Consider the following 26,008-nt stretch of genomic DNA (forward strand, 5'->3'; position numbering starts at 1 on the left):
GCGCCTCGCCGGTCCGGCTTTTTCCTCGGAGGACGACGACGGATGACGGTGAGCAGCGCAACCTCGAGCACGAGCAGCACGACATCGTCTTCTTCATCATCGACGAGTTCGAGCAGCTCGCTCACGACGTCGGGAACGAGCACCACGAGCACGATCGACTGGACCGCGCTGATCGAGTCCGCCGTCAATGCCAAGCTCACCCAGGCGACCCAGATCTCGACCAAGATCACCGCCAATGAAGCCAAGATCACGGCGTACCAGACGCTGCAGACCGCACTGAAGACACTGTCATCGGGATTGTCGTCGCTGGCGACATCGATGGTGAACTCGCTTGCGACCAACGCCTTCGCCACGCGGGCCGCCACCATCAGCGCGACCGGCGACGTCAGCGCCTCATCGGCGCTGTCGATGTCGGTGAGCAATGGAGCCGCGACCGGCAGCCACACGCTGACGATCGGCCAGGTCGCCACGGCGCACAAGGTGACGGGCACGACGCAGTCGAGCCAGACCGCGGCCCTCGGCTATTCCGGCACGTTCTCGCTCGGCCTGTCCGGAGGCAGCACGGCCGACATCACCATCACCAGCGGCATGTCGCTGCAGGATGTCGTCGACGCGATCAACGCGCAGACCTCCACGACCGATGTCGAGGCGTCGATCGTCCAGGTATCGAGCGGGTCCTATCAACTGGTGCTGACGGGGACCCAGGATGCCGCCGACATCACCTATGCAAGCTCGTCCGGGGACGACATCCTCAACAAGCTCGGGGTGACCGACAGCTCGGGAGCCTTCGCGACGGTGCTGCAGACGGCCCAGGCCGCGGAGTTCACGCTCGATGGGATCAGCCTGACCCGCAACACAAACGACATCACCGACGTGCTCAGCGGCGTCACGTTCGATCTGCTGCAGGCGACACCCTCCGGAACGACGCTGACCGTCGCCATCGGCGCCGATACGAGCCAGATCTCGTCGGCGCTGCAGACCTTCGTCACCGACTACAATGCGTTCCGCGATGCCGTGATTGCGCAGCAGACCACCAACTCCGACGGAACCGCCTCATCCAGCTCGGTGCTGTTCGGCGACGGCACCATGCGCGACATCATGAACTCGCTTCAGACCGTGCTCGGAACGTCCGTCGGCGGGCTGACGATGGCGGACCTTGGTCTCTCGTTCAACGAAAAGAACGAACTCGAACTCGATACGGGCACGCTGTCGACGATCCTGAGCACCAATTTGAGCGGTGTGACGACGTTGTTGTCGGCGCAGACCAAGACCTCGTCGAGCCAGCTCAGCGTCGTCAATACCGGGTCGTCGCCGCAGTCGTTCACCCTGGATCTGACGGTGGATGCCTCGGGGAATCTCTCGGCCGCATCCGTCGGTGGCGACAGTTCGCTGTTCACGGTCAGCGGCAACACGATCGTGGGCAATTCCGGGACGATCTATGCCGGCATGGCTTTCACCTATACCGGCTCGACCTCGCAATCGATCACGGTGACCTCGACCCAGGGGCTTGCAACCCAGATCTACCAGATCGCCAAGACCGCATCGTCCAGCACCGGCTCGTTGCAGACTTTGATCGACAATCTGACGTCCCAGGACGAGACGATGCAGGCCAAGGTCAACGACATTAAGAGCTCGGCTGCGACGTTCCAGACCCAGCTCACGGCGCAATACGCCAAGTACCAAGCCGCGATCGAGAGCGCCAACAATACGCTGACCTATCTGAAAGCCCTCCTCAATTCGAGTTCGAGTAACTGATGACCCAGAGTTCGATGGCGCAATTTGCAAGTCAGGCCTACCGCGGCACGGCCGTCGCGGTTCCGCCGCTGCGGGCCGTGATCATGCTGCTCAACGGCGCGGTCACCTGCCTGCAGAAATCCGTGCAAGCGCAGGAGGTGCGTCGCTTCGAGGAGGGGCATGCCCACCTGACCCGGGCAACGGCGATTTTGCGCGGGTTGAGCTTGCACCTCAATTCCACGCGCGGCGGACCGGTCGCCGACCAGTTGTTCGGAACCTACAACGCCCTGATCGTGGCCGCGCTGCGGGCCTATGGTCGACCTCACATGCGCGAGAATTTCCAGCGGATCACCGAAAGCCTGCTGGAACTGCGGCAGGCGTGGGAGGCTGTCGATGTGGCGGCCCGGGGAAAGCGAGCGGCTGCTGATTCGGCCAACCGTCGGTAGATCTCGCCGAATCGGGCACTCGCCGCGCTGCGGAAATCTTGAGAAATCGATCAGAAATGGGCTGCATTGTCTCCCGTTTCGGTATCCAGTGCGGCCTCGCGTGCATACGACTCCCGAAAAGTACGGAGTTTCCAGGGCTTGGTTGCGGTCGATCGTCACAATTGCCGATATCAATTTCGTTCGCGGGCTGAATGCTTTATGACCAAGCTGGAAGCGCTGGATTGGGCGGACGATGGACGTCAGGGAATTCGAGGATCTGATCGGCAGGCTGGGTGAGGACCTCTCGCGCTGGCCGGCGGAGCAGCGTCAATCCGCTGCTGATCTGCTTGCGTCCTCTCCCGAAGCCGATCGATTGCTATCCGAGGCACGTCTCGTTCGTGAGGCGCTGTCGTCGCCGCCGGTTCGTGCACCCGCCGGCCTGACGTCGCGCATCCTTGCTGCGGCCCATCGCCTGGCCCAAGAGGAAGCGGCAACCCCGCCGGCTGACGCCCATCAGCCTGGCTGAGCCTTAGCCAGGACCGCGCTTGCGCGGCTGCGCTTCGGCCGGTCGGACCTCGCCGCTGGAACCGCAACACCATCGCAACTGTCATCTCGCTCAGTTTCTTGAGTTCGCTTGCGCGCGAATCGAGGGCGCCCGAGTGCGACGACGGCGAGCCGTGGCGCCGATGCAGATCGGGGCCTCGCACCAGGCGATTTTTGCCGCCTCTGCGCAACAGCGCGGCGGCAAATTCTGCCGTCGGATCAACTAATTCGATCGACTAATTGTGCGCCTGGAATCGGCGCTCTGGCCGTTTGATCAGCAAACGCCTTCACGACCGCGTGGTCGTGCTGTGTCCCGCCGCCGCTCGCGGCGCGAGCCGGAGTTCTGCCATGACCGTCACCGCCGCGAGTTCGTCGACCGCGACCACCTCATCGACATCATCGTCCAGCGACACATCGCGTACGACGCTCAGCTCGACCGACTTTCTTCAGCTGCTGGTGAGCGAACTGCAGAACCAGGATCCGCTCAACGCGACCAGCGTGACCGACTTCATCAACCAGATGACGTCCTACGCCAATTTCACCTCGCAGCAGTCGCTCAACAGCAGCATGACCTCGCTGGCCGGCTCGTTCTCGAGCCTGGTGACGCTGAATTCGGTGAACTACATCGGCCACACCGTCGAGGCCAAGAGTGACACTGCCGTCCTCTCGAACGGCTCGGCGACGTTCGGCTATTCGCTGTCGTCAGCAGCGTCAAACGTTTCGATCTCGATCAAGGATTCCTCCGGAAGCACGGTCTGGACAGGCACCGGGACCGGCAACAAGGGCGCCAATTCGATCACCTGGGACGGCACCGATTCCAGCGGCAATCAACTCAGCAATGGCGGCCAGTACACGATCTCCGTGACGGCGACGGACTCCGCGGGCACCTCGGTCCTCAACTACACGACGGTCACCGGGACCGTAACCGGCATCGACACCTCGACCAGCACGCCGTCGCTCACCGTCGGCGGCGTTCCTGTCAGCGCCAGCAACATCATCGGCGTCACCTCCTGACCGCATTACCCGGAGTACAATCATGAGTCTTTCTGGAGCCCTGTCATCGGCGATCTCGGCGCTCAACGCGCAGAGCTCGTCGCTCGCCATGATCAGCGACAACATCTCCAACGCCGATACGACCGGATACAAGACCACGTCCGGCCTGTTCGAGCAGCTGGTGACGGCATCGAGCAGCTCGAAAGCCTATTCCTCGGGGGGCGTCTCGGTCTCCGGCCGTGCCAACATCACGCAGCAGGGGCTGCTGGCCGCCACCACCAACGCAACCGACGTCGCCATCCAGGGCTCGGGCTTCTTCGTCGCGACCAACTCGACTTCGGCCGGGGGTGAGACCTTCTACACGCGCAACGGCGCGTTCACGACCGACAATGCCGGCTATCTCGAGAACGACGGCTACTATCTCGAAGGCTGGCGCACAGATGCGAGCGGCAACGTGGTCGGCAACGGCCTCGAGCCGGTCAATACCAAGGTGGCGCTGACGAATGGTGGGGCGACGACCAAGACGTCGCTTGCGGCCAACCTGCCGGCCGATGCTGCGAGCGGAGACACCTTCAGCAGCTCGATGACGGTGTACGATTCGCTTGGCCAGTCGCATACGCTCAATGTGACCTGGACCAAGTCGGCGACGGCGAACGAATGGACTGCCGATGTCGCGCCTGCCACGGCGTCGGACGGCACCGTGACGAGCGGCACCTATACGATCGATTTCAACTCTGACGGCTCGCTGAGCACGGTCTCCTCGACCAATCTCGGCATCACCTGGAACAACGGCGCCGCGGCGAGCTCGATCACGCTCAGCTTCGGCACCACCGGCGGCGGCACCGACGGTCTGACCCAATTGTCGTCCGGCAGCACGACGCCGAGCGTCTCCAATTTCAGCGCCAATTCCGACGGCATCTCGTTCGGAACGCTGAGCAGCATTTCGGTCGGCAAGAACGGTCTTGTCGAGGCGACCTATTCCAACGGCCAGACGGTTCCGATCTACAAGATCGCGGTGGCGACCTTCGCCGATCCCAATGGCCTCGTGGCACATAGCAGCGGCATGTACACGTCGACGGCGACATCGGGCAACGCGACCCTGCAGGCATCCGGCGAGAATGGTGCAGGGACCATTTACGGTAGCGAGCTGGAGTCGAGCACGACCGATACCACGGGCCAGTTCAGCAGCATGATCTCGGCTCAGCAGGCCTATTCGGCGGCGTCGCAGGTGATCTCGGCCGTCAACAAGATGTACGACACCCTGATCTCGTCGATGAGGTGATCATGGCCGACCTCAAGAGGGAGCGGCTCGGCGAGGGCGAGGTTCTGCTGAAGAAGCTGCGGCGGCTGAGACTGCGCGCCGCGACCGCCGGCAAGGACGACCGCGTGCAACTGTTGGCCTTGATCGACGATATCGAAACGGTCCGACGAAAGCTGCTTCGCGAATGTGCGCTGCTCGACGAGGAACTCAAGGTCGCCACCGTGAGGGTGACGGCGCTGAATACCTATGCCCGCGTCGCGCAGATCAGTCGCCGACCGCAGCGTGAACAGTAAGAGGGGAGCGACAGGATGAAACACGCAATTCAGGCCGATCGACGGCCCGCAAGCGAGGACGAGGTGCGGACCTTGATCGCGCTGATCGACGAACTCATCGCGGTGGTGTCGGAGGAGAATGTGGAGCTCGCCAAGGGATTGCCGGCCTCGCGCTCGAAGCAGCTCGACGACAAGAACCGGTTGGCCGGGTTGTTCGAGCAGCGGGTGGCCGAATGCGCCAGGCAGACGGCAAGCCTCGACGTCCGCGACCGCGTCCTGCGCGAGCAGCTCATGGAGCACATCCTCAACCTGCGTGGCGCGATGGATGAGAACCTCGTGCGGCTGCGGGCCGCGATCGAAGCCAGCAATCGTCGCATCGAGGCAGTCATGCAGGCGATCCGCGAGCAGATCGCAAATGCCTCCCCCTATGGAGCCGGTGGACGTCGTACCGCGCGTGCGACATCGTGCGGAACCAATGTGAGGGCGTGATGGCCAGCCAGCAGCAGGAGTAGGGCAATGTCGCTCGACATAGCACGGTTGGTCGCCTTCAGCGGCATCTCGGCCACGGAGCTGCAGATCAGCGTGGCGTCGTCGAACATCTCGAACGCCGACACGAAGGGGTATACGCAGAAGACGGCCAACCAGGTCACGAACGTGACCGGGGGAGTTGGAACCGGCGTTTCCATTACCGGCATTTCGAGCAATGTCGACAAGCTGCTGCTGAAATCCCTGATCGGAGCCAACTCCGAGCTCGGCGCGGCCGACACCACGAACAATTACCTGACGCAACTCCAGCAGTTGTTCGGCAGCGCGTCCACGTCCGGCACCTCGACGACGGGAACGTCGCTGGCAAACTCGCTGGCCTCGCTGGAGTCCGCCTTGTCGTCGCTGGCGAGCTCGCCCAGCAGCGTGTCGCTGCAATCGGCCGTGGTCAGCGCGCTGGACGATTTCGCCAGCCAGCTGCGCAGCACGTCGAGCGGCGTGCAGACGCTGCGCGCCAATGCCGACAAGGACATCGCGTCGTCGGTCCAGAGCGTCAACGACGACCTGCAGCAGGTCGCCGATCTCAACGTCGAGATCCGGAAGATGGCGGCGTCCGGCCAATCGACCGCGGATCTCGAGGACGAGCGCAACGCGGCGCTGCAGGACCTGTCGTCCTACATGAACGTCAGCTACTACACGGCGTCGAACGGCGATCTTCAGGTCTATACCTCGTCGGGGCGGGCTCTGGTCGACAGCTCGGCGCACACGCTGAGCTATACGGCCTCGGCGAATGTCTCGGCGGCGTCGAGCTATGCGTCCGGCGGCTTCAGCGGCATCACGGTCGACGGCGTCGACGTCACGTCCCAGATCACGTCGGGCAAGATCGGCTCGCTGGTCACGTTGCGGGACGAAACCCTGCCGGCCGCGCAGACCCAGCTCGATCAACTGGCCTCGCAGCTGAAATCGGCGCTGAATTCGATCACTGATGGCGCGTCGGCCGTTCCACCTCCGACTACCCTGACCGGATCCGCGAGCGTCAGCAGCACGACGGCCCTGGCGGCGTCCGGAACGGTCCGCATCGCCGTGGCTGACCAGAGCGGCAATCTCGTTTCGTATCAGGATCTCGACCTGTCGTCCTATGCGACGGTGGGCGATCTGGTCACGGCGCTCAACGGCATCTCCGGCGTCTCCGCCTCGATCGATTCCAGCGGGCACCTGTCGATCAGCGCCACGTCGTCGTCGAACGGCATCGCGATCAACGACATGACCAGCGCGATCGGCGGCAGCGGCTTCGCCGGCTATTTCGGCATGAATGACCTCGTCACCGGCACGAGCGCGGCCAATTTTGCCGTCAACAGTAGCATCCTGAGCGGCGCTGCCGGTCTTCCGACCGGCACGCTCGACGGCTCCGCGACCCTGACGACCGGCAGCCAGGTGCTGACGGCCGGCTCGGCGACGGTCATCAACGCGCTCATCGACAAGCTGACCGGCTCGACCAGCTTCGCCTCGGCCGGCGGCCTGAGCGCAACGAGCGGTTCGTTTGCCGACTATGCCGCGGCGATCGTCGCCAATGTGGCCAGCAAGGCGTCGCAGGCAGCGACGGCCTACACCGCGAAATCGACGGCCCAGTCGAGCTATGCGAGCTCGCTGTCCTCGCAGTCGGGCGTCAACCTCGACGAGGAGACGGCGCGGCTGAGCTCGCTGCAGAACAAATACGCTGCCGCCTCGCAGCTGATCTCCGTGATCAACAGCATGTTCTCGTCGTTGCTCACTGCCGTGCAGTCGACCTAGTCCGGAGCGCCTATCATGACGATGCGGATTGCGACATTCTCGAACTCCGACCAGATGATCGCGAGCGCGCTGCGGACGCAGGCGACCATGGCCAACCTCCAGGTGCAGGAGGCCTCGGGGCTGAAGACCGAGTATCTCGCCGGTTATGGCGCCGACACCCAGCACGTCGTCAATCTGCAGGTGTCGGTCACGCGGGCGCAGTCCTATATCGATGCCGCGACCCTGGCCGACAGCAAGGTGCAGGTGATGTATTCCGCCGTGGGACAGGTGTCGGACATCGTCAGTCAGCTGCGCACGGCGCTGAGCGCTGCGAGCTCCGGCAGCAGCACGGGAACCACGTCCGCGATCAGCAGCGCGCAGCAGTTGCTGCAGCAGATGGCGGGCATCCTGAACACCCAGTATGACGGGCAGTATCTGTTCGGCGGCGGACGAACCGCGACGGCGGCGGTCGACACGTCGAGCTTCGCCTCCGGCACGGGATCGCTGACCACGACGGATAGCAGCTACTATCGGGGCGACAGCGAGCTGGCCTCGGTCCGGGTTTCCGATGGGCAGTCGGTCACCTATGGCGTCACCGCCGACAACCCGGCGTTCGAGGAGGTCATGCGGGTCCTGAAGTTCGTCGCCAACAGCTCGACCCTCTCCGGAACCGACGTCACCTCCGCATTGACGCTTGCCGATCACGCGGTGGACGACGTCGCGACGGTGCAGGCCAAGCTCTCCGATGCGGCGTCCCGGATCGAGAGCGCGAAGTCGCAGCAGACCGATTACAAGAGCTATGCCGAGAGTCTGGCGACCGACCTGACCAGCGTCGACGTCGCTGCGGTCACCGCCCAGCTCTCGACATATCAGGCCCAGCTCACGGCGAGCTATACCGCCATCTCCAAGATCCAGAGCCTGAACCTCGCCAGTTACCTGCGCTAAGACAGCGGCACCGATTGCGATCGGCGGGATGGGCATGGGCGGATCAAGGAAAACGCGAAAGCTCAGCAGCTCCATCTGCGGGAAGAGGATGATCAGGACGGCGAGCTGCCGAGGAATTTCGCACCGGAGTCGTCTGCGCCTTCGTCGCCACGGTCATGGGTCTCGACCAGATCTGGTGGGTGATGGCGCTCGGCGCAATGAGGCGTTGGCAGCATTTGCCGTGGCGCGATCATGACGAGTCCGTCATCCGCGCGGCGGAGGTTGCGCATTGACGTGCCGGTGCGTCGGGCGAGCCCCACGCACCGGCGAACTCACGTCACCAGCGATGATGGGTGCGGATCACGCCATGGCCGTGGCGGTGTCCGAAATGACGGCCGCCGTGCCAGCCATGATGATGGCCCCAACCCGGACCGCGGTAATAGCCGTAGCTGTGCCGCCACGGCCGCGGGCCATAGGAATAGCCGTAGCTGCGATAGACCGGGCGCGGCGCGTAACTGTAGCCATAGCCGCCGTAATAGGTGCGGTAGGCCGGGTAGTAGCCGCCATAGCCGTAGGGATAGGCGGCGTAGCGATACCCGCCGTAATAGGGATAGGGCGCGTAGCCGCCATAATAGGAGGGCGCGGCGATCGCTGATCCGATCACGGCCCCCGCCAGCAGCCCCGCGCCGATCGCGGCACCGCCGCCCCAGCCGCCATGCCAGCCGCCGTAGCGGACCTGGACGGCATGCGCGCTTTCGGCGCCCGGTTTGGCGGCTGCTGACAGCGACGTCAGCGGCGCAGCCGAGACCGAGTGCAGCGTGGACAGAGAAAGTGCGCCGGCGATGGCGAGCGTCGCGGCGGCTTTGAAGGTGACCATCCTGGTGTCTCCCGTTGATTCAGGGTCATGCTCAACCGGAAGAGACGATCTTCGTTGCAGCGGTCGCAGTGGACGTTTTGTCGCGCGCCATTGGTCCAGGTGGCGGTCGATGCCGGAGACCGGCATCGACCTGGGTGTCGTTACGGGCAGGAATGGCGCAGGCCGTCATTGCCGAGATAGGTGCCGGAGCCCGGGTCGTAGGACCGGAAGCGCTGGGCGCAATAGGCCTGGGCATTGGCGGCCTCGGCGCGGCTGTTGGCGATCGCGCCACCGATGATCGCGCCGGCCGCCAGACCGCCCAGGGCCGCGGCACCCGCACCGTAGCCGTGCCCGCCATAGCGATGGCCGTAATAGCCGTGGTGATGACCGTAGCCGCCGCGCCAGTGGCGATACTGCACCTGCTGCAGCTCGGTCGCGTTCTGCGTGGCGGCGGCCGGCGCCGGATGGTTCGGAAGCAACGGCGCGGCGGCGAGCGGCGATGCGGTCGCGAGCGTCATCGTTCCGATGGTGGCGACCGTGAAAAGTTTGCGCAGATCCATCTGCGTGCTCCTTTCTGTTCGTTATGCGGAGGGCAACGGCTCGCCGCCGTCCTCCGTTCCGCGCCGCGACGGAGCATGTCGGCGGCACGAGGTCGCATCCCAGAGGGGAACCGTGACCGCAAGCTACGCGATCAGCGCATCGAGCAGCGCATCCGGACATTCTGTCATCATCGTATGCCCCGCACCGGGCAGCACGATGGTGCGCGATTGCGCGATCGCAGCCGCCAGCGCCTTGCCGGCTTTCAGCGGCGTCATCATGTCCTTCTCGCCGAGGATCAGCCGCGCCGGCACCTTGATCTTGGCCGCCGCCGCGAGCGCATCCTGATAGGCGTTGCAGGCGGAGAGATCGTTGAACAGCACGCCTGGCGCGCAGCGCTCCAGGGTCGCCTGCGCGCCGCCATGCATCCACAGCCCCGGCGCGCGGCTGCCGCCGAGCTCGGCGGCAAAACCGAGGCCCCAGATCGAGACCATGTCGATGGCGGCGTGATCATTGGCTTCGGCGGCGTTCAGGAGGTCAGGCCCGACCGTCATCGTGGCCGCGGTGCCGATCAGGCTCAGCGCCGACACGCGATCGGGATGGCGGGCCGCGGCATCGAGCGCGATCAGCGAGCCCATCGAGTGGCCGATCAGGTGCGCAGGCTTGGCGTGCACCGCCTGCAAGAGCGCGACGATCCAGTCGGCCATCGCAGCAATGGTCGGCAGCGCCGGGCCGGCCGAGCGGCCGTGGCCCGGCAGGTCGGGCGCCAGCACGGCAAAGCCGTGATGGGCGAACCAGCGGCTGTGCAGCGCCCAGACCGAATGATCGAAGCCGGCGCCATGGATGAAGACGACGGCGGGCAAGGACGAATCGAACTCGCGGCCGCCCGTGGCGGCGAAGACCTCATGATCTCCGATCGACAGCTGCATGGCTCACACCTTCTGCGAGGCGCGCAGCGCCTGTCCGAGATCGTCGATGATGTCGCCGGCCGCCTCGATGCCGACGGAGAGCCGGATCAGCTCCTCGCCGATCCCTGCCGCGGCGAGCTGGGCTGCGTCCATCTGCTGATGCGTGGTCGAGGCGGGATGGATCACCAGCGTCTTGGCGTCGCCGACATTGGCGAGATGGCTGATCAGCTTCAGGCTCTCGATGAACTTGCGTCCTGCGGGACGTCCGCCCTTGATGCCGAACGAGATGATCGAGCCGGCGCCGCGCGGCAACAGCGCCTTGGCGAGCGCATGGTCCGGATGCGTTTCGAGCGAGGGATGCAGCACCCAGTCGACGGCCTTGTTGGCCGTCAGCGCCGCCAGCACCGCGGCGGTGTTGGCAACATGCCGCTCCATGCGCAGATGCAAGGTCTCGACGCCCTGAAGCAGGTGGAACGCGTTGGTCGGCGACAGGCAGGCGCCGAAATCGCGCAGGCCCTCGGTGCGCGCGCGCATGATGAAGGCGGCTGCGCCGAACTGCTCGTCGAAGACGATGCCGTGATAGCCGGCATAGGGCTCGGTGAGCTGCGGGAACTTGGCCGAGGCGCGCCAGTCGAACCGGCCGCCATCGATGATCGCGCCGCCGATCGCGATGCCATGGCCGCCGAGCCATTTGGTGGCGGAGTGCATCACGATGTCGGCGCCTTGGGTGATCGGCTGGCTGAGAAAGGGCGTCGCGAAGGTGTTGTCGATCAGGAGCGGCACGCCGGACGCGTGCGCGATCGCCGAGACCTTGGGAATGTCCAGTACCTCGAGGCCGGGGTTGCCCAATGTCTCGCCGATCAGCAGCCGCGTGTTCGGCTTGATCGCGGCGCGGAAACCGTCGTGATCCCTGGGCTTGACGAAGCTCGTGGTGATGCCGAAGCGCGGCAGCGTGTGGGCGAGCAGATTGATGGTGCCGCCATAGAGCGAGGAGGAGGCGACGATGTGATCGCCCGCATTCAAGAGCGTGGCAATGGCGAGATGCAGCGCCGCCTGGCCGCTCGCGGTGCAGACGGCGCCGACGCCGCCCTCGAGCGCGGCAAGCCGCTCCTCGAGCACGGCCGTGGTCGGGTTGGAGATGCGGGTATAGATGTGGCCGGCGCGCTCGAGATTGAACAGCGCCGCGGCGTGCTCGGTGTCGTCGAACACGTAGGACGTGGTCTGGTAGATCGGCACTGCGCGGGCGCCGGTTGCGGGATCCGGGTGCTGGCCCGCGTGCAGGCTCAGGGTCTCGAAGGCGGGCGGTTTCGGCGGCGGCATGCGGATCAACTCTCCTCAAGCAGAACGCGTCTTCTGCCACAGATTTCGCCGTCCGTCAGGGGCGGCGCGGCACGCCGCCCCTGACGCATCGATCAGCCGGCGAAGCGCTGCGGGAAAAGGCCAGCCGAGGCGATCTCGGCGATGGACAGGCGTGCGCTCGGCTTCTCGCGCTCCTTGAGCATGGCCGGCAGCTTGTCGCCATCGCCCTTGCGGCCGACCGCGATCGCGATCTCCACGGCGAAACCGTCGGGGACGCCGAGCGCCGTCTGCGCGGCGGCGACGTCGAACCCGCTCATGCCGTGCGTGACCCAGCCGGACACCGCCGCTTGGTTGGCGAAATTGGCCCAGGCCGCGCCGGCATCGAAGGAATGCGTCCGCGTCGGTGCCGGCTCGGTCTTGCCCGCCGGGATGAAGGTCTTCTTCGACAGCACGTAGACGATCGCCGCGGCATGCTGCGCCCAGCCGCGATTGAACTCGACCAGCGGCGCCAGGAAGGTGTCGAACTCGGCCGAGCCGCGCAGCGCGTAGAGGAAGCGCCAGGGCTGCGAGTTGTAGGAGGAGGGGGCCCAGCGCGCCGCCTCGATGAAGGTCAGGAGCTCCGTCTCGGGCAGCGCCTCGTCGCTGAAGCCGCGCGGCGACCAGCGATCGACGAAGATGCGATGCGCCGGATGCTCGGTGATGCGATCGGTCGGCGGGGGACGATGGGCAGTCACGGTGGTCTCCTTCGTTCAGGCCCGTCGTCGGGCCTCGTGCCGCGCCTCGCTGCGGAGCACAATCCTCGGCCCCTGTGTGGCTCACGGCGCCTTGGGAGTCCAGATCGCCAACGCAGATGTGTCCACCTTGACCGGCAGCACGCGCTCGGCAAGGAAAGCGTCCGCGATCTTCTGCTGCTCCGAGAGGCCGGCCGCGGTGACCGCGCCGACCTGGTAGGAGCGGTGGCTGTTGGCCTCCTCGACGGTGGCGGCATCGATGCCCCAGAGCGCCGCGAGCTGGCCGGCCGCGGCGGCCGGATTGGCCTTCACCCATTTGCCGGTCTCGACCAGCTTGCCGTAGATGACGTCGAGCGCGTCGCCATGCCCCGCGGCATAGTCGGCGGCGGCGAGATAATAGCGCTTGTAGCTGGCAAGCCCGTCGCTACCGTCGGCGAGCACGCGCGCCCCGGACTGGCGGATGGTGCTGGTCAGGAACGGATCCCACGCCACCCAGGCATCCACATTGTTGCTGACGAAAGCGGTGCGGCCGTCGGCGGGTGGCAGATAGGCCGGGGTGATGTCCTTGAAGGTCAGACCAGCCTTGGCGAGCGCCGACAGCAGCAAATAGTGGCTCCCCGCGCCCTTGGTCACCGCGATCTTCTTGCCTTTCAGGTCGGCCAGCGTCCTGGTCGGCGATGCCGTCGCCACGAGGATCGCCTGCGCCGACGGCGAGGCGGCTTCCTCCGCGACATAGGCGAGCTTCGCGCCCGCGGCCTGCGCGAACACCGGGACGGTGTCGGCAACATCGGCGCCGAAATCGATGCTGCCGATGTTGATCGCTTCCAGCAGCGGCAGGCCGCTGGAGAATTCGTGCCAGGACACCTTGATGCCGAGCGGCGCCAGCACCTTCTCCAGCTCGCCATTGCTCTTGAGGAGAGCAATCAGGGTCGAGGACTTCTGATAGCCGATGCGCAGCGTCTCGGCGGCGTCGGCTCGCGGCGTGGCGAGCGCGCCGAGCAGGGCGAGCGCCATCACCAGGACGCCGCGGCGGGCGAGATGCGAGGATCGCGCGCGGCGCAGTCCGCTGAAGAACGGGGTCATTCGGAAATCTCCCAAACAGGCGATGGCGTGCACTTGTCCCGGATCATTCGCAGGATCGGGAGTGTTGCGCAATTTTGCAGATCGGTTCGGATGGAGAGGAAAGTTCTTCATGTGGCCGCGTCGCGAGAAGTTTGTTTTCTTGGCGCGTGAGAGACCCGGTGGACAGCCGCTCGCATCCTCGCGGCGCGCATGGCGTCCGAGATGTGTCTGCCGTTCGTCCCTCTTTCGATGAGAGGGCACAGGGAAGGCCGGGCGTCGACTGACACCCATGGCCCGCGTGCAAAAAGGAAGCACGCGGCGGTTACCACAGGATCAGCCGGACATCCGGCCTTCCCTGCGCAATGGGCTTACGGCTTATACGCGATCTCCCCGGTGCGCCGGGCTTTCTGGCCACCGTCATCCGCGAGACACGCAAGCATCTTCGCGAACTTGATACTAGCGTCGGAGTATCAGGACCACGCGATTTCGCCGTCCGGCTCCCCTCGTTCGTCCGCGCGCTTGACGCACGCTGCGACGAGAACCGGCCATCGCATCCCACACCAACGTTTCGTGACGTTCGCGAAGCGCCCCTCTCGATCGGGCGGGATGGCGCCATTCAATCATGAATTCTGAAAAAAAGAAACAAGAATATTTTTCGTCGCGGGACTGGACAGGGCAAATCAGCCTGAGAATGCGGGCGAATTCCACTTCGTCGCGCACGCGCGAGGAGAAGCCATCGGCTCGTCACGCAAGCCCTGGGGCTTCGGCATATCACAATCAGCTTGTGCCCCTCTGCCGCGACGTCATGGCAGGGCCTCGGCCCGGCCATGACGTCTTAGCGACTCTCCGCAGAGGTCTGGGCGGGCATGTCCGATCGAACTGCCTTGCATCTGCCGGCCGAAATGAAGCGCGGGGGCTCATGAGCGGATCTGGCCGAAGCCCGCATACTTGCGCGGTGCAGCAAGCCAGCAGCCATGGGGGGCAGGAGCCGCGGAGCGGGCACGTTCGGGAGGACAGCCCGTGACTAAGGCAGACCTCTGCGATCGAGTCGGCGGCGTCCGCATTCAGCGCGTCGCGGACATCCCAGGCGTAGACCGGAAGGTCGGAGATGGGCCAATGGATTAAACCGCTCGCGCGGTAGGGCACGCCGGCCGCCCGAATGTGCCGCGCCGTCAATCATGCGGCCGGCGTCCGAAACCCTTCACAGAAGCGGAAGTGCCGGCCATTGTAGTGCTTGTTAATTACGGTGCGCGCCGACGGCACCAATGATGCCAATAAACAGGCCGAAAAAAATGGAAACCACCACCATCAGAGCATTCACTAAGGCTGCTCCAAGTTCTGGCCCTGAAACACGAAGTAGCAGGACGACAAGAAGCCCCACACCTCCCACGCAGAGTACTGGCAAAACCGCGCGCCGCCGCGCGGCGAGCCGCTTGGATGGGCTCGCCAGCTCATAGTCCCGGAACAGGCTCCAGGCCCAACGAGATGATATCTGGGCACTAACGATTATAATGATTAGACAGACAATGAGTAAGTACATTGAACGTTGTCCTTGGCGCCAGCCGTTGCCAAGCGAAGGTCGGGGGACGTCCAGTAGCGTATATTGATTGCGTCGACCTTAAGGATACATTGAACATCAGCCGTATCAGAGCCATTCAAAGCCAGAATCTCACGCTGAGAAAAGCTGACTGATCACGCCCGGCGGTGAACTGGGAACAGTCCCATCATAGGTCCGCTCTGGGTCAAAGCGACCTCCGGCCCTCCGGCGGCTTACTTCCGGTTGAAACCAGAATGCGGACTTCACGACCACCGACCGTGAGATCCGCGACGGACTAACAGCAGACATCCTGTGCGCTGGTTTCACGTTGACTTAGTCGCCACAAACGCCACGGCAAACTTGCACCACAGCGGGACGTCGCTGGCGAACTTCGAAGAAGTCATCGAAATAGACGAGGCCCAGATCGATGAGCCTCCGCGTCAGAGTTGCGAGTGCCTCTGGACCGAAGCTTGGACCAAAAGAGAGTAGCTCCTCATCAGCACCGCGCGGCTTATCCGTCTCAAGGGCATTAAGTACGGCCTGATACGATACGCCCCTTTCGGTCAAGGCGCGCCGACGGATGACGATCCCGTATTCAGCAGTGACGGCAACGAAATTCATTCTCACTCCGTTGGTCGTGAGATATCTCCGAGCCTCACATTTACCGAACCATGCGACGTCTTCAATGGGTCGATTCCGTTGAAAAAGTCGGCAGTTGCGACGCAGAGAGATCGATGATTCAGTCCGTCTAGTTGGCAGGACTAAAGGTCATGATGGGGCATCGGCAAGTCGAACAGGCTGCGTTGTTCTATGAGTTCTCCCTAGAAAAGCACGTTCCAGCCGACCACCTCCTGCGGTCGATCGATAGGTTCGTCGACCTCGAGGACCTGCGACGGGAGTTGGCACCGTTCTACAGCAACATCGGGCGGCCCTCGATCGATCCGGAGCTGATGATCAGGATGCTCCTGATCGGCTACTGCTTCGGCATCCGATCGGAACGGCGCCTCTGTGACGAAGTCCACCTCAATCTGGCATACCGCTGGTTTTGCCGGCTGGGTCTGGACGGAGCTGTCCCCGATCACTCGACGTTCTCGAAGAACAGGCACGGCCGCTTCCGTGAGAGCGATCTCTTCCGCCGCGTGTTCGAGACCGTCTTGCGGCGCTGTATCCGGGAGCGCCTGGTTGGCGGTGAAGGGTTCGCGGTCGACGCGAGCCTGATCAAGGCGGATGCCAATCGGCAGAAGGGAATCGAAGGCGATAAGGGGCTTCCGCCGGAGGCCACGGGCCGAGCGATCGACGAGTACCTTGCTGCTCTTGATGATGCCGCGTTCGGTGCCGCGACGGAGGTCACGCCCAAGTTTGTATCGCCCTCCGATCCGGCGGCGCGCTGGACGGGAGCGCATGGCGGCCAAGCCTTCTTCGCCTACTCGACGAACTATCTGGTCGACGTCGAGAACGCGATCATCGTCGATGTCGAGGCGACCACGGCGATCCGCCAGGCAGAAGTGTTGGCCGCCAAGCGCATGATCGAGCGTTCACTCGAAAGGTTCGATCTTTATCCAAGCCGGCTTCTCGGCGACAGCGCCTATGGCTCCGCTGAGATGCTCGGGTGGTTGGTCTACGAGCACGGGATCGAGCCGCACGTGACCGTCTTCGACAAGTCGGCCCGCACTGACGGGACCTTCTCGCGTGAGGCCTTCACTTACGACCATGCTGGGGACGTCTATCGCTGCCCCGGTGGCAAAACCCTCACCACCACAGGAACGCTGGTGAACGACGACAAGACGATCCTCTACCGCGCGAGCAAGCACGACTGTCAAGCATGCTCTCTGAAAAGCAGGTGTAGCCCGAACACCCCGGCCCGGAAAGTGCCACGCTCGATCTATGAGGGCGCTCGCGACATGGCACGCGAGATCGCAAGCTCATGGGAGGGCCGCACTTCACGGCGGCTCCGCAAGAAGATCGAGATGCTGTTCGCGCATCTCAAGCGCATTCTCAAGCTCGATCGGCTACGACTAAGAGGGCCGAACGGCGCGCGTGACGAGTTCACCCTTGCTGCAGCCGCTCAGAATCTTCGTAAAATGGCCAAGCTGATCCCGATGCCCGCGTGACTCCCCCACCAAGCCAACGCGTCCTCGGAACAGCCGGCGTTCACGACGAAACTACTGCCGAGTTTTTCAACGGAATCGGTCAATTCGCGACTTGATTGGACGCCTCATCGTGTCCGGAATTCGCCCTTAACCGACAATCACGGACTCTGATGAGAGGTCCGTCGTTGGCTGCGGACCCCCGACCTGCGGCGCTGCATCAAGTCGGCGGCGATCTGGGATACGACGGCATCAAGTCAACGGAGCGTCGCGGCGCCCCGTGGCCGTGCAGAGGTTCCCAGTTTGCGTGGGAGAGGCGTGGATGCGCGGGACAAGCCCGCCCATGGCGGGAACACCCCGAGAGGCCGCTTGACCGGAGACACGCCGGCTCTAGGACTACCCGGCCTTACGCCTGTGAGGCTTGTTCGCGGTGGAGAGGTACGCACAGAACATGTCGGCCATCGCATCGGCATAGGCCGATATCTCGGCCCGGCTGCGCGGTGTCTCCGAGAAGCGCTTGCCGACCTGGCCGAGCGTCGTCTTGATCAGATCGGCGGCCCGCGCGCGCTCGGCCTCTCCGGCACCAGGCAGCACCTCGCGCATGAAGGCGAGCATGGCGCGGCGGCCACTGGCCCTGGCCTGGCGTGCCTCGGGCGCGTCGCGATAGAGCGGGGCGGCGTCGTAGAGTGCGCCGCGCACGGCGGCCTCGTCGCACTCCGATTGCAGGAACGCGTGAACGAGGGCGCGCAATCGCGTCAGAGGCGGACGGCGGGTGTCCTCCAGAATGCCGTGCAGCAGTTTCGTCGTCTGCTGCCACTCGTCGCTCTGCAGCCTGAACAGGATCGCCGCCTTGTTCGGGAAGTACTGATAGAGCGAGCCGACGCTGACGCCAGCCTTCTCGGCGACACGGGCCGTGGTGAAACGTTGCGCGCCTTCCTTGGTCAAAACCTGAACAGCCGCCTGCAGAATGGCCGCGACGAGGTCGGCCGAGCGTGCCTGTTGCGGCAGTTTTCGCGGGGAAATCGGGGCTTTTCGAGCCGGGGCCATGGAGCGTTCCGAAATGCGATTAGCGAATGCGAATGATTATTCGTATTCTGACTTCGACGCAAACGACACGCATCGAGAATACGGAGAATATCGATGATCACCCTGACCACCCAGCCGGTGGCGCCGCTGCTGGATCGCCTGCTTGCCGAGGCCACGTTGCTGCGGCCGGAGACGAGCCCGATCTTCGCCGGCATGGCCGAACGGGGCGCGCAGCTGATGCGCAGCAGGTCCGGCCATGTCGAGCTCTACACGCAGCTCAAGGACTTTCCGTTGCCCGTGTCGCGCGACACCGGCATGCTGCTCTACATGCTGGCGCGCGGCGTCGGTGCGCGATCGATCGTCGAATTCGGCACCTCGTTCGGCATCTCGACGCTGTTCCTCGCCGCGGCGCTGCGTGACAATGGCGGCGGCCGGCTGATCACCACGGAGTTCGAGCCGTCCAAGGTCGCCCGTGCCCGTGCCAACCTCGCGGAGGGCGGGCTGGCCGATCTGGTCGAGATCCGCCAGGGCGACGCTCTGCAGACGCTAAGCGGTGATCTCCCGGACGCGATCGACCTGGTTCTGCTCGACGGCGCCAAGCCGCTGTATGGCGATATCCTGGCGCTGCTCGAGAGCCGGCTCAGCGCCGGCGCGTTCATCGTCGCTGACAATGCCGACCACAGCCCCGACTACCTCGCCTACGTCCGTTCGCCTGATAACGGCTATCTGTCGGTGCCGTTCGGCGACGAAGTCGAATTGTCGATGCGGATCGGGTGAGCCGGCGGCGGCGAACGGCGATGCCCGCCACCCTCATAGGCGAATGGGGCTGGAGTTGACGTTTGGCCGACGATTGTTCACGAGGAGAGCTTCGTCATCTGAGCAACCGTCCTCATGCCTCGCATCCTCCTGATCAATCCCAACAGCTCGGCCACGACCACCGCGATGATGGTCTCGATCGCGGCCGCCTGCTGCGCCGGCCGGGCCGAGGTGGTCGGCGCGACCGCGACGCGGGCGCCGGCCATGATCGTGGATGCCGAGGCGCTGGCCGCATCGGCGGCGGAAGTGGTCGATATCGGCCGCGCGCATCGCGATGCTTGCGACGGCATCATCGTCGCGGCGTTCGGCGATCCCGGCGCCGCGGAGCTTGGCAGCCAGTGCTCGCTGCCGGTGGCGGGCATCGGCGAGGCGTCGATGCGCGAGGCCGCAGAGGGCGGGCGGCGCTTCGGCGTTGCCACGGTGACGCCTGCGCTGGTCGCGAGCATCGCGGGCCTTGCAGACAGGCTGAACCTGTCCGCGCAGTTCACCGGGACGCGTCTGACGCACGGCGACCCGGCCGCGCTCGCCGTCGATCCGGCGCGGCTTGCTGCCGCCCTGGCTGACGCCACGCGCGCCTGTATTGCCGAGGACGGCGCCGAGGCCGTGATCATCGGCGGCGGGCCGCTGGCGCAGGCCGCCGATCAGTTGCAGCGGCAATTCGCCGTGCCGATCATCAAGCCGATCGAGGCGGCGGTGGCCGTGTTGCTGTCGCGTCTGTCGGGCTGAGTGCCAGCAGCATTACGGCCGGTAGCCCGCCGCGGGATGCGGGGCCGCGAGCCGGGCACGGCCGAACAGCTTTTCGCGCAGCGTCCCCGGCTGGTAGGCCTTCTTGTAGCGGCCGCGTCTGGTCAGCTCCGGCACCAGCATGTCGGCGACATCGGCAAAACTCTCTGGTGACAGCGCAAAGGCGAGGTTGAGACCGTCGACCCCGGTCTGCTCGATCCAACTCTCGATGAGATCGGCGACCTTCGCCGGCGAGCCGACGAACACCGGGCCGATGCCTCCGATGCCGACATGCTCGGCAACCTCGCGCACGGTCCACACCCGGTCCGGATCGGCCCGCGTGACGTTGTCCATCGCGCTGCGGCCGGCATCGTTGAGCACGTGGCGGACCTGCTGGTCGAGGTCGTAGGTCGAGAAGTCGACGCCGGTCCAGCCCGACATCAGGGTCAGCGACGCCTCGTGGTCGATGTAGCGGCGATAGTCGGCGAACTTCGCCTCGGCCGCCGCATCGGTTTCGCCGAGCACGACGGTGGCGATGCTGAAGATGACGATGTCGCTGCCCGCGCGACCCGCGTCGGCGGCGGCCTGGCGGATCGCGGCGACGCGCGGCGCGATGATCTTGGCCGACGGGCCGGACATGAACACGCATTCGGCATGCCGGCCGGCGAACACGCGGCCGCGCGGCGAGGTGCCGGCCTGATACAGCACCGGCGTCCGCTGCGGCGACGGCTCGCAGAGATGGATGGCGTCGAGCTGGTAGTTCTCGCCGCGATGGCTGACGCGGTGAACCTTCGTGGGATCGGTGAACACGCCGCTGGTCCGGTCGCGCTTGACGGCGTCGTCCTCCCAGCTGCCTTCCCACAGTCTGTAGACCACCTCCATGTACTCGTCGGCGACGTCGTAGCGGTCATCATGCGCGGTCTGGCGGTCCTTGCCCATGCCACGCGCGGCACTGTCGAGATAGCCGGTGACGATGTTCCAGCCGATGCGGCCTTCGGTCAGATGATCGAGCGTCGACATCCGCCGCGCGAACGGGTAGGGCGGCTCATAGGACAGCGTGCAGGTGACGCCGAAGCCGAGATGCTCGGTCACGGCGGCCATGGCCGAGATCAGCATCATCGGATCGTTCACCGGCACCTGGATGGCGTGACGGAGCGCCGCGTCGGGGTTGCCGCCATAGACATCGTAGACGCCGAGCACATCGGCGAGAAACAGTCCGTCGAAGCGGCCGCGCTCCAAGGTCTTGGCGAGGTCGAGCCAATAGGGCAGGCGATTGTAGTTGGAGGACCGGTCGCGCGGATGCCGCCACAGGCCGGGCGACTGGTGCCCCACGCAGTTCATCGCAAACGCATTCAACCTGATGTCCGCAGCCATGATGTCCCTCGGCGCTTCCTCGACGCCCATCAGATGGCACGCTTCGGCCGACGTTTTCAATCGCACCCCTGCGCACGGCCGCTTGCGGCGGGCGCAGGCTTGGCTATGGTCGGAAGCGATCGAGCGCGCCGCGAAGCAACGACGATGCGTGACGGGCTTTGGCCCGCAGGTGTGGGGACGACTGTGAGGACGATCGTGAGGACGACCGTGATGACGATCCGTGTGACGGCGCTGACCGCGGTCTTGCTGACGACGTCCGCCTTGGCGGCCGCGCAGGCGGAGGAGTTCAAGGCGAGCTGCGCCACGCTGGCGCAAGGCTTCTCCGGCAGCGGCCGCATCGTCACGGCGGAATTCGTCGCTGCGGGCGGCGTGCAACTGGCGCCGCCGGCGCCTGCGGGCGCGACCGCACCCGCCCCGGATCACTGCCTGATCCGGGGCAAGATCAACGAGCGTACCGGCATCGACGGCAAGCCCTACGCTGTTGGCTACGAGCTGCGACTGCCTGCGACGTGGAACGGCAAGTTCGTCTTCCAGGGCGGCGGCGGCGTCGACGGCGTGCTGCGCCCGGCACTCGGCCTGCTCACCGGCGCGACGCCGCCCAACGGACTCTCGAACGGCTATGCCGTCGCCTCGACCGACTCGGGCCATATCGAGGAGCCGGGGCCGCTCGGGCCGTATCTGTTCGGCCTCGATCCGCAGGCGCGGCGCGACAAGGGCTACAGCTCGATCCCGCCGGTGGCCGCGGCGGCGAAGGCCGCGGCCGAGAAGCTGTACGGCAAGGCACCGCGCCGGTCCTACTTCGCTGGCTGCTCCAACGGCGGCCGCCAGGCGATGGCGGTGACGCAGCGCTTCCCCGAGCTGTTCGACGGCGTCATCGCCGGCGCGCCGGCCTATCGCGTGCCGCTGGCCGGCATCGACGTGATCGCGCAGGAGCAGGCGCTGCTGGCGATCGCGCCTCCGGGACCTGACGGCAAGGCCGATGTGGGCAGCGCGCTGACCGACGACGACCTGAAGCTCGTCGCCGATGCCGTGACCGCCTCTTGCGACGGCGCCGACGGCGCCAAGGACGGCATGGTGCAGGATGTGATGGCCTGCCGCTTCGATCCGGCCGTGCTCGCCTGCAAGGAGGGCGAGAGCGCGCAATGCCTGTCCGCTCCAAAGCTGAAGGCCGTCAGGCTGATGTTCGACGGCAGCCGCAATTCCATGGGCGGATTGATCTATGCGCGCTGGCCGTATGATCCCGGCCTCGCCGCGCCCGGCTGGCGCGCCTGGAAGCTCGGTACGCCCAAAGCGAGTCCGCCCAATGCGCGCAACCTCACGCTCATTCCCGGCGGCGTCGCCTATGATTTCATGAGCCCGCCGGAGACGCCGGAGGATCTCGTCGCCTGGGTGCGCAATTTCGATCTCGACCGCGATCCGCGGAAGGTGATGAAGGGCGCCGGCGGCTTCGACGCCGGCATGGAATATGAGGCCGCGACCTCGACCGATCTCGACGCCTTCAAGGCGAAGGGCGGCAAGATGCTGTTCTATCACGGCACGGCCGACCCGATCTTCTCGGCGCTCGACACGATCGACTATGTCGATCAGCTCAAGACCAGATACGGCCCTGATGCCGACGGCTTCGCGCGGCTGTTCCTGGTTCCCGGCATGAACCATTGCGGCGGCGGACCCGCCACCGATCAGTTCGACTTGCTGACCGCGCTGGACCGATGGGTGGAGGGCACGGCCGCGGCGCCCGAGGCGATCCGGGCCACCGCGCGGCGCGCGCCCGATGTGCCATGGCCCGGGCGCACACGCGATCTCTGCGCGTTCCCGAAGGTGCTGACCTACAAGGGCAGCGGCAGCCTCGAGGATGCGGCGAATTTCGAGTGCCGCTGAACCGGTCGTGCATGTCGTCTGCGCGGTGCACGATCACTTGATGAGCGGTTGACCCGGGACGGGGACGAGCCGATCTATCCGCCAGCGCCGGCCTGTCTCCGCAGCGTTGCGGCTCCCATCAGCCCTCAGACCGTTCAATCATGGTTGCCGTCAAGACGCGAGCCTTCACCATTCTGTGCGAGTTCGAGCGCGCCCAGATCGAGCTGATCGGGAAATGCGTGGCCCTGAGCGACGGCAAGGCGGGAACCGTCGAGCAGGTGTATCTCGACGAACTGCATGGGTTGCGCATCACCCTCAGCGGTCATGACGGGCGCTGGCCGGTGTCGACCATCAAGTTCACGCAATCCTGAGCGGCGGCGTTGGTCTCGGATCTGGAGCGCTCAAGCGATCGAGCGGCTTGATCAACGCTGCTTGGCGTGCCCGCTGGCAAAGCTCTCGATGAGGCGCCGCAGCTTGGCCCGGTGCACGCGACGTGCGGCTTCCGCGGCGGGCAGCCAGGCCAGCTTCCGCTGCCCGCGTTCGGGATAGCGTCCGTGCTGCTTGGTCACCTTCAGCGGGTAGAGCTTGACCTCGCACGGGATCTTCCGCTTGCCCTTGCGCTTGCTGTGCTTGAAACGGCCAAGCGGCTGGCGGCCGATCTTGCCGCGCAAGCCTGCCTCTTCATACGCCTCGATCGCCGCGACCCGATGCGGACCCTTGCGAAGGATCGGCGAGCCCTTCGGCACCGACCAGCGCTGCTTGCGCCGGGTGGTGATCAGCAGGATGCTGAGCTGCGCGGCCTCGATACGAAAGGGCAGGGCGGCGAATTGCTTGTTCTTCATGAGACCCCCTTTCGTCGAATGCCTTGAACCATACACCGGCTCGATTGGTTCCTGAGAGAGCCGCCGGAAAACCTGGGCCACCGCATATCAAATGATCCGAGAGCGGGCCGGCACCGCGGCTACCGTCGATGCTCCCGGCGCGGCCGGCCGCTGCTGGTCTGCCGTCCGGGACGACGTTGGTCACGGCCGATTCACCTATGTTGATGCGCGCGGCATCGCCTGATCTAGAGTTGTCGATGCGCATCAATGAAACTGGATGCAATCCCGCATGGAAGTAGAAGGTCAAAAGAAGCGGCGCCGGCGTGTCAAGCAGACGATGTCGCTGGGTGAGCGGTTGCTGGAGATGGCGCGCGAGGCGCGAGACAGGGCGAAACGTCTGCCCCCGGGCATCGAACAGGCCAGGCAGCTGCGGCGCGCCCGCGAGGCCGAAGCGATCGTCGAGCTCGATCGCTTCCTGACGGCCCCAGCACGCAGCACGCCGCCGCGGTCGCGTTGACGCCGTCTCGCGCCGGCCTCGGACGACGTGGCGCGACGCCGCGGAGGTCACCACGCAGCAGGTCACCAAGCAGCAATGTCGACCGAGCAACGAATGTTGACCGAGCAACAATGCCGCGGCTGCTTTTGCGGCATGCGGACCCGAATTGATGCAGGCATCGCTGCAGCGACGCGCTCGACAGGATCGACGTCCTGAGCGACCGCAACGACCATGCGTTGCGCAAGGCAGTCCAGAGACGCGAGCACGATCACACCATTTCCAAGGCCGCGCGGATTGAAGCATGTTTGGCTGGTGGCGAGGGCGCCCTCGGCTTCACGGCCGACGGGCGTTTTTTTGGGACGCGGGACGGACGACGTGTCGCGTTGGGGGTGCTCTCGACCGGCTCCGTCCGGCGTCGTCGCGCGCATCGCTGATCTGGCTGCGGCCGCGAAGGCGAGAGCGCCGGGCTGGTGGTATTTCCGGAGCTTGCGGCAATAGGGCTGACCGAATCCGGCCGAGACGGCGAGCCAATTCCCGGCCGCGTCACCGCCAGGCTTTGCGGATATCGCCGATCCGTATCACCGGCGTCACTTCGGTGTTCGCGGTGGCGAGAGCAATGCCAGTTCGCATTCGCGAATGTGTGCGACGCCGCGAATTTCGATCCCGGGCTCAGCGGCGTGTTCGGTGCGGAACCATTGGCGTTTCCGCGTCCGCGCCGCGATCGTCGCAGGCGGGGAGGGGATCGCGACCGTCGAAATCGACACCCGCAATCTCAGCGTCTGTTCGACCAACCTTGTCCGCCGGAAGGATGTCGTCCTGCATGCCCATGCCGCGCTCGTATCGTGCGCCGGTGCAACCGAAGGCGGGCAATTCCTGACGCTGCGCGCGCCCACCGTTCCAAAATGGAACGGAAACCGCGTGTGAGGGGTTCGAGCGTGGGGGCGACAGCGCTATCCACATTTCTGCACAGCCGTCGCAAAAAGTTCTTGCGCGGGATGCGGCATCGCACTATCTCACCACCACGCCAGCCGGACATCACTGATGACTGAGGCACCCGACTTTCGGGACCGACGTTGCTTTTCGTCTGACTGGCTCCTGAGTTTTTCTTCAAGAAATGCTCTTGACGGTCTCTGAAAATCGGCTATGTGAAGCGCCCCGGACATCGGGACTTCTTCGGCGAAACAGACGATCGAAGATGATGCACTAAGTAGTTCGAGCGAACTAACAAGTGCGGGCTGTTTGACAAGTAAAGATGAAGAAAGAGAAACGTGGACGGCGGAGTCCTTGCGGGTCTCGGGATTGAGAGCTTCGGCTTTTGGTTCTGGGATCGGACGAGAAGACTTCGGCGGACAATGTTTCAAAGGTAACACCATGGTCTTTGCGCTGTGAAGCGCGGGATCGATTGGTGGGACCTCGTCAAACGTTGTGATCAGCCGGTTCAAAGCTTCAAGTTCAACTTGAGAGTTTGATCCT

General features: G+C 65.1%; 29 protein-coding genes. 16 read left to right on the forward strand and 13 right to left on the reverse strand.

The window, feature by feature from the left end; translation table 11 throughout:
* Positions 1 to 42 precede the first annotated feature (42 nt).
* From fliD to ACQR1X_RS31160, 9 genes are all read left to right on the forward strand, one after another.
* A complete protein-coding gene (gene fliD, locus ACQR1X_RS31120) occupies positions 43 to 1,755 on the forward strand; it encodes a flagellar filament capping protein FliD (RefSeq protein ID WP_434894273.1) in 1,713 nt (570 codons plus the stop codon).
* On the forward strand, positions 1,755 to 2,180 hold the full coding sequence (gene fliS, locus ACQR1X_RS31125) for a flagellar export chaperone FliS (protein ID WP_434900254.1): 426 nt from the start codon (positions 1,755 to 1,757) through the stop codon (positions 2,178 to 2,180). Before fliD ends, fliS begins: the two co-directional genes overlap by 1 nt.
* Before the next feature lie 232 nt (positions 2,181 to 2,412).
* Positions 2,413 to 2,685 (forward strand): hypothetical protein, encoded by a 273-nt coding sequence (locus ACQR1X_RS31130; RefSeq protein WP_315805146.1) that lies wholly within the window; start codon positions 2,413 to 2,415, stop codon positions 2,683 to 2,685.
* Between the two features lie 365 nt (positions 2,686 to 3,050).
* Positions 3,051 to 3,716 carry a flagellar hook assembly protein FlgD gene (locus ACQR1X_RS31135; RefSeq protein WP_315805147.1) on the forward strand — a complete coding sequence of 222 codons (666 nt, stop codon included), beginning with the start codon at positions 3,051 to 3,053 and terminating at the stop codon, positions 3,714 to 3,716.
* A 22-nt stretch (positions 3,717 to 3,738) separates the two neighbouring features.
* Positions 3,739 to 4,977 (forward strand): flagellar hook protein FlgE, encoded by a 1,239-nt coding sequence (gene flgE / locus ACQR1X_RS31140; RefSeq protein WP_315805148.1) that lies wholly within the window; start codon positions 3,739 to 3,741, stop codon positions 4,975 to 4,977.
* A 2-nt stretch (positions 4,978 to 4,979) separates the two neighbouring features.
* Positions 4,980 to 5,249 (forward strand): hypothetical protein, encoded by a 270-nt coding sequence (locus ACQR1X_RS31145; RefSeq protein WP_315805149.1) that lies wholly within the window; start codon positions 4,980 to 4,982, stop codon positions 5,247 to 5,249.
* A gap of 15 nt (positions 5,250 to 5,264) precedes the next feature.
* A complete protein-coding gene (locus ACQR1X_RS31150) occupies positions 5,265 to 5,717 on the forward strand; it encodes a flagellar protein FlgN (RefSeq protein WP_315805150.1) in 453 nt (150 codons plus the stop codon).
* A 27-nt stretch (positions 5,718 to 5,744) separates the two neighbouring features.
* Positions 5,745 to 7,502 carry a flagellar hook-associated protein FlgK gene (gene flgK / locus ACQR1X_RS31155; protein ID WP_434891076.1) on the forward strand — a complete coding sequence of 586 codons (1,758 nt, stop codon included), beginning with the start codon at positions 5,745 to 5,747 and terminating at the stop codon, positions 7,500 to 7,502.
* A gap of 15 nt (positions 7,503 to 7,517) precedes the next feature.
* Entirely contained in the window at positions 7,518 to 8,426 is a 909-nt protein-coding gene (locus ACQR1X_RS31160) for a flagellin (RefSeq protein WP_434900255.1), read from the forward strand.
* A gap of 316 nt (positions 8,427 to 8,742) precedes the next feature.
* Here the strand turns inward: ACQR1X_RS31160 and ACQR1X_RS31165 are convergent, their stop codons facing one another.
* The 7 genes from ACQR1X_RS31165 to ACQR1X_RS31195 form a co-directional block, all read right to left on the reverse strand.
* Entirely contained in the window at positions 8,743 to 9,282 is a 540-nt protein-coding gene (locus ACQR1X_RS31165; RefSeq protein WP_434885336.1) for a hypothetical protein, read from the reverse strand.
* A 140-nt stretch (positions 9,283 to 9,422) separates the two neighbouring features.
* The gene (locus tag ACQR1X_RS31170) at positions 9,423 to 9,821 is read right to left on the reverse strand and encodes a BA14K family protein (RefSeq protein WP_434872405.1); all 399 of its coding nucleotides are present in this window, start codon (positions 9,819 to 9,821) and stop codon (positions 9,423 to 9,425) included.
* A 123-nt stretch (positions 9,822 to 9,944) separates the two neighbouring features.
* Entirely contained in the window at positions 9,945 to 10,727 is a 783-nt protein-coding gene (locus ACQR1X_RS31175; RefSeq protein ID WP_434882702.1) for an alpha/beta fold hydrolase, read from the reverse strand.
* 3 nt (positions 10,728 to 10,730) lie between these two features.
* A complete protein-coding gene (locus ACQR1X_RS31180; protein WP_315805156.1) occupies positions 10,731 to 12,026 on the reverse strand; it encodes an O-acetylhomoserine aminocarboxypropyltransferase in 1,296 nt (431 codons plus the stop codon).
* A 92-nt stretch (positions 12,027 to 12,118) separates the two neighbouring features.
* A complete protein-coding gene (locus ACQR1X_RS31185) occupies positions 12,119 to 12,739 on the reverse strand; it encodes a nitroreductase family protein (RefSeq protein ID WP_434900256.1) in 621 nt (206 codons plus the stop codon).
* An 81-nt stretch (positions 12,740 to 12,820) separates the two neighbouring features.
* Positions 12,821 to 13,819 carry an aliphatic sulfonate ABC transporter substrate-binding protein gene (locus ACQR1X_RS31190; protein WP_434900257.1) on the reverse strand — a complete coding sequence of 333 codons (999 nt, stop codon included), beginning with the start codon at positions 13,817 to 13,819 and terminating at the stop codon, positions 12,821 to 12,823.
* 1,849 nt (positions 13,820 to 15,668) lie between these two features.
* Complete coding sequence (locus tag ACQR1X_RS31195; RefSeq protein ID WP_315805158.1) at positions 15,669 to 15,956, reverse strand: hypothetical protein; 288 nt, start codon at positions 15,954 to 15,956, stop codon at positions 15,669 to 15,671.
* A gap of 149 nt (positions 15,957 to 16,105) precedes the next feature.
* Here ACQR1X_RS31195 and ACQR1X_RS31200 point away from each other — a divergent pair, with 149 nt between their 5' ends.
* Positions 16,106 to 17,446 (forward strand): IS1182 family transposase, encoded by a 1,341-nt coding sequence (locus ACQR1X_RS31200; protein ID WP_315803004.1) that lies wholly within the window; start codon positions 16,106 to 16,108, stop codon positions 17,444 to 17,446.
* Between the two features lie 372 nt (positions 17,447 to 17,818).
* Here ACQR1X_RS31200 and ACQR1X_RS31205 read toward each other — a convergent pair whose 3' ends face one another.
* Positions 17,819 to 18,469 carry a TetR family transcriptional regulator gene (locus ACQR1X_RS31205; RefSeq protein ID WP_315805159.1) on the reverse strand — a complete coding sequence of 217 codons (651 nt, stop codon included), beginning with the start codon at positions 18,467 to 18,469 and terminating at the stop codon, positions 17,819 to 17,821.
* A gap of 93 nt (positions 18,470 to 18,562) precedes the next feature.
* Here ACQR1X_RS31205 and ACQR1X_RS31210 point away from each other — a divergent pair, with 93 nt between their 5' ends.
* Positions 18,563 to 19,225, forward strand: a complete 663-nt coding sequence (locus tag ACQR1X_RS31210) for an O-methyltransferase (protein WP_315805160.1) — start codon at positions 18,563 to 18,565, stop codon at positions 19,223 to 19,225.
* Positions 19,226 to 19,302: 77 nt separating this feature from the next.
* Here the strand turns inward: ACQR1X_RS31210 and ACQR1X_RS31215 are convergent, their stop codons facing one another.
* The gene (locus tag ACQR1X_RS31215) at positions 19,303 to 19,470 is read right to left on the reverse strand and encodes a hypothetical protein (RefSeq protein ID WP_315805174.1); all 168 of its coding nucleotides are present in this window, start codon (positions 19,468 to 19,470) and stop codon (positions 19,303 to 19,305) included.
* Here ACQR1X_RS31215 and ACQR1X_RS31220 point away from each other — a divergent pair.
* Positions 19,391 to 19,990 carry an aspartate/glutamate racemase family protein gene (locus tag ACQR1X_RS31220; RefSeq protein WP_315805172.1) on the forward strand — a complete coding sequence of 200 codons (600 nt, stop codon included), beginning with the start codon at positions 19,391 to 19,393 and terminating at the stop codon, positions 19,988 to 19,990. The genes ACQR1X_RS31215 and ACQR1X_RS31220 overlap by 80 nt on opposite strands.
* A gap of 12 nt (positions 19,991 to 20,002) precedes the next feature.
* On the opposite strand, the gene ACQR1X_RS31225 is transcribed toward ACQR1X_RS31220, so the two are convergent.
* Entirely contained in the window at positions 20,003 to 21,361 is a 1,359-nt protein-coding gene (locus ACQR1X_RS31225) for an LLM class flavin-dependent oxidoreductase (RefSeq protein ID WP_434900258.1), read from the reverse strand.
* A 210-nt stretch (positions 21,362 to 21,571) separates the two neighbouring features.
* Here ACQR1X_RS31225 and ACQR1X_RS31230 point away from each other — a divergent pair, with 210 nt between their 5' ends.
* Both ACQR1X_RS31230 and ACQR1X_RS31235 read left to right on the forward strand, forming a co-directional pair.
* Positions 21,572 to 23,239 carry a tannase/feruloyl esterase family alpha/beta hydrolase gene (locus ACQR1X_RS31230; RefSeq protein ID WP_434900259.1) on the forward strand — a complete coding sequence of 556 codons (1,668 nt, stop codon included), beginning with the start codon at positions 21,572 to 21,574 and terminating at the stop codon, positions 23,237 to 23,239.
* A gap of 140 nt (positions 23,240 to 23,379) precedes the next feature.
* Entirely contained in the window at positions 23,380 to 23,589 is a 210-nt protein-coding gene (locus ACQR1X_RS31235; RefSeq protein ID WP_316182797.1) for a PRC-barrel domain containing protein, read from the forward strand.
* Positions 23,590 to 23,640: 51 nt separating this feature from the next.
* On the opposite strand, the gene ACQR1X_RS31240 is transcribed toward ACQR1X_RS31235, so the two are convergent.
* The gene (locus ACQR1X_RS31240) at positions 23,641 to 24,060 is read right to left on the reverse strand and encodes an NUDIX hydrolase (protein WP_315805164.1); all 420 of its coding nucleotides are present in this window, start codon (positions 24,058 to 24,060) and stop codon (positions 23,641 to 23,643) included.
* 268 nt (positions 24,061 to 24,328) lie between these two features.
* On the opposite strand from ACQR1X_RS31240, the gene ACQR1X_RS31245 reads away from it, so the two are divergent.
* A complete protein-coding gene (locus ACQR1X_RS31245; RefSeq protein WP_434840428.1) occupies positions 24,329 to 24,556 on the forward strand; it encodes a hypothetical protein in 228 nt (75 codons plus the stop codon).
* Between the two features lie 62 nt (positions 24,557 to 24,618).
* Here ACQR1X_RS31245 and ACQR1X_RS31250 read toward each other — a convergent pair whose 3' ends face one another.
* Positions 24,619 to 24,963, reverse strand: a complete 345-nt coding sequence (locus ACQR1X_RS31250; protein WP_434840424.1) for a hypothetical protein — start codon at positions 24,961 to 24,963, stop codon at positions 24,619 to 24,621.
* Positions 24,964 to 25,171: 208 nt separating this feature from the next.
* Between ACQR1X_RS31250 and ACQR1X_RS31255 the strand changes: the two genes are divergently transcribed.
* Positions 25,172 to 25,459 (forward strand): hypothetical protein, encoded by a 288-nt coding sequence (locus ACQR1X_RS31255; protein ID WP_434900260.1) that lies wholly within the window; start codon positions 25,172 to 25,174, stop codon positions 25,457 to 25,459.
* Between the two features lie 89 nt (positions 25,460 to 25,548).
* Here the strand turns inward: ACQR1X_RS31255 and ACQR1X_RS31260 are convergent.
* A partial coding sequence (locus ACQR1X_RS31260; RefSeq protein ID WP_434900261.1) for a hypothetical protein occupies positions 25,549 to 26,008 on the reverse strand: 460 nt, incomplete at its 5' end.

Origin of the sequence: Bradyrhizobium sp. HKCCYLRH3073 (assembly GCF_051167995.1) — a bacterium.
In the GTDB taxonomy this organism is placed as follows: domain Bacteria; phylum Pseudomonadota; class Alphaproteobacteria; order Rhizobiales; family Xanthobacteraceae; genus Bradyrhizobium.

Bases quoted from the DNA above. Each gene is read 5' to 3' on its own strand.
- fliD (WP_434894273.1), top strand. From the start codon at position 43: ATGACGGTGAGCAGCGCAACCTCGAGCACGAGCAGCACGACATCGTCT.
- fliS (WP_434900254.1), top strand. From the start codon at position 1,755: ATGACCCAGAGTTCGATGGCGCAATTTGCAAGTCAGGCCTACCGCGGC.
- ACQR1X_RS31130 (WP_315805146.1), top strand. From the start codon at position 2,413: ATGGACGTCAGGGAATTCGAGGATCTGATCGGCAGGCTGGGTGAGGAC.
- ACQR1X_RS31135 (WP_315805147.1), top strand. From the start codon at position 3,051: ATGACCGTCACCGCCGCGAGTTCGTCGACCGCGACCACCTCATCGACA.
- flgE (WP_315805148.1), top strand. From the start codon at position 3,739: ATGAGTCTTTCTGGAGCCCTGTCATCGGCGATCTCGGCGCTCAACGCG.
- ACQR1X_RS31145 (WP_315805149.1), top strand. From the start codon at position 4,980: ATGGCCGACCTCAAGAGGGAGCGGCTCGGCGAGGGCGAGGTTCTGCTG.
- ACQR1X_RS31150 (WP_315805150.1), top strand. From the start codon at position 5,265: ATGAAACACGCAATTCAGGCCGATCGACGGCCCGCAAGCGAGGACGAG.
- flgK (WP_434891076.1), top strand. From the start codon at position 5,745: ATGTCGCTCGACATAGCACGGTTGGTCGCCTTCAGCGGCATCTCGGCC.
- ACQR1X_RS31160 (WP_434900255.1), top strand. From the start codon at position 7,518: ATGACGATGCGGATTGCGACATTCTCGAACTCCGACCAGATGATCGCG.
- ACQR1X_RS31165 (WP_434885336.1), bottom strand. From the start codon at position 9,282: ATGGTCACCTTCAAAGCCGCCGCGACGCTCGCCATCGCCGGCGCACTT.
- ACQR1X_RS31170 (WP_434872405.1), bottom strand. From the start codon at position 9,821: ATGGATCTGCGCAAACTTTTCACGGTCGCCACCATCGGAACGATGACG.
- ACQR1X_RS31175 (WP_434882702.1), bottom strand. From the start codon at position 10,727: ATGCAGCTGTCGATCGGAGATCATGAGGTCTTCGCCGCCACGGGCGGC.
- ACQR1X_RS31180 (WP_315805156.1), bottom strand. From the start codon at position 12,026: ATGCCGCCGCCGAAACCGCCCGCCTTCGAGACCCTGAGCCTGCACGCG.
- ACQR1X_RS31190 (WP_434900257.1), bottom strand. From the start codon at position 13,819: ATGACCCCGTTCTTCAGCGGACTGCGCCGCGCGCGATCCTCGCATCTC.
- ACQR1X_RS31195 (WP_315805158.1), bottom strand. From the start codon at position 15,956: ATGAATTTCGTTGCCGTCACTGCTGAATACGGGATCGTCATCCGTCGG.
- ACQR1X_RS31200 (WP_315803004.1), top strand. From the start codon at position 16,106: ATGATGGGGCATCGGCAAGTCGAACAGGCTGCGTTGTTCTATGAGTTC.
- ACQR1X_RS31205 (WP_315805159.1), bottom strand. From the start codon at position 18,469: ATGGCCCCGGCTCGAAAAGCCCCGATTTCCCCGCGAAAACTGCCGCAA.
- ACQR1X_RS31210 (WP_315805160.1), top strand. From the start codon at position 18,563: ATGATCACCCTGACCACCCAGCCGGTGGCGCCGCTGCTGGATCGCCTG.
- ACQR1X_RS31220 (WP_315805172.1), top strand. From the start codon at position 19,391: ATGATGGTCTCGATCGCGGCCGCCTGCTGCGCCGGCCGGGCCGAGGTG.
- ACQR1X_RS31215 (WP_315805174.1), bottom strand. From the start codon at position 19,470: ATGGCCGGCGCCCGCGTCGCGGTCGCGCCGACCACCTCGGCCCGGCCG.
- ACQR1X_RS31225 (WP_434900258.1), bottom strand. From the start codon at position 21,361: ATGGCTGCGGACATCAGGTTGAATGCGTTTGCGATGAACTGCGTGGGG.
- ACQR1X_RS31230 (WP_434900259.1), top strand. From the start codon at position 21,572: ATGACGATCCGTGTGACGGCGCTGACCGCGGTCTTGCTGACGACGTCC.
- ACQR1X_RS31235 (WP_316182797.1), top strand. From the start codon at position 23,380: ATGGTTGCCGTCAAGACGCGAGCCTTCACCATTCTGTGCGAGTTCGAG.
- ACQR1X_RS31240 (WP_315805164.1), bottom strand. From the start codon at position 24,060: ATGAAGAACAAGCAATTCGCCGCCCTGCCCTTTCGTATCGAGGCCGCG.
- ACQR1X_RS31245 (WP_434840428.1), top strand. From the start codon at position 24,329: ATGGAAGTAGAAGGTCAAAAGAAGCGGCGCCGGCGTGTCAAGCAGACG.
- ACQR1X_RS31250 (WP_434840424.1), bottom strand. From the start codon at position 24,963: ATGCGCGCGACGACGCCGGACGGAGCCGGTCGAGAGCACCCCCAACGC.
- ACQR1X_RS31255 (WP_434900260.1), top strand. From the start codon at position 25,172: ATGTGTGCGACGCCGCGAATTTCGATCCCGGGCTCAGCGGCGTGTTCG.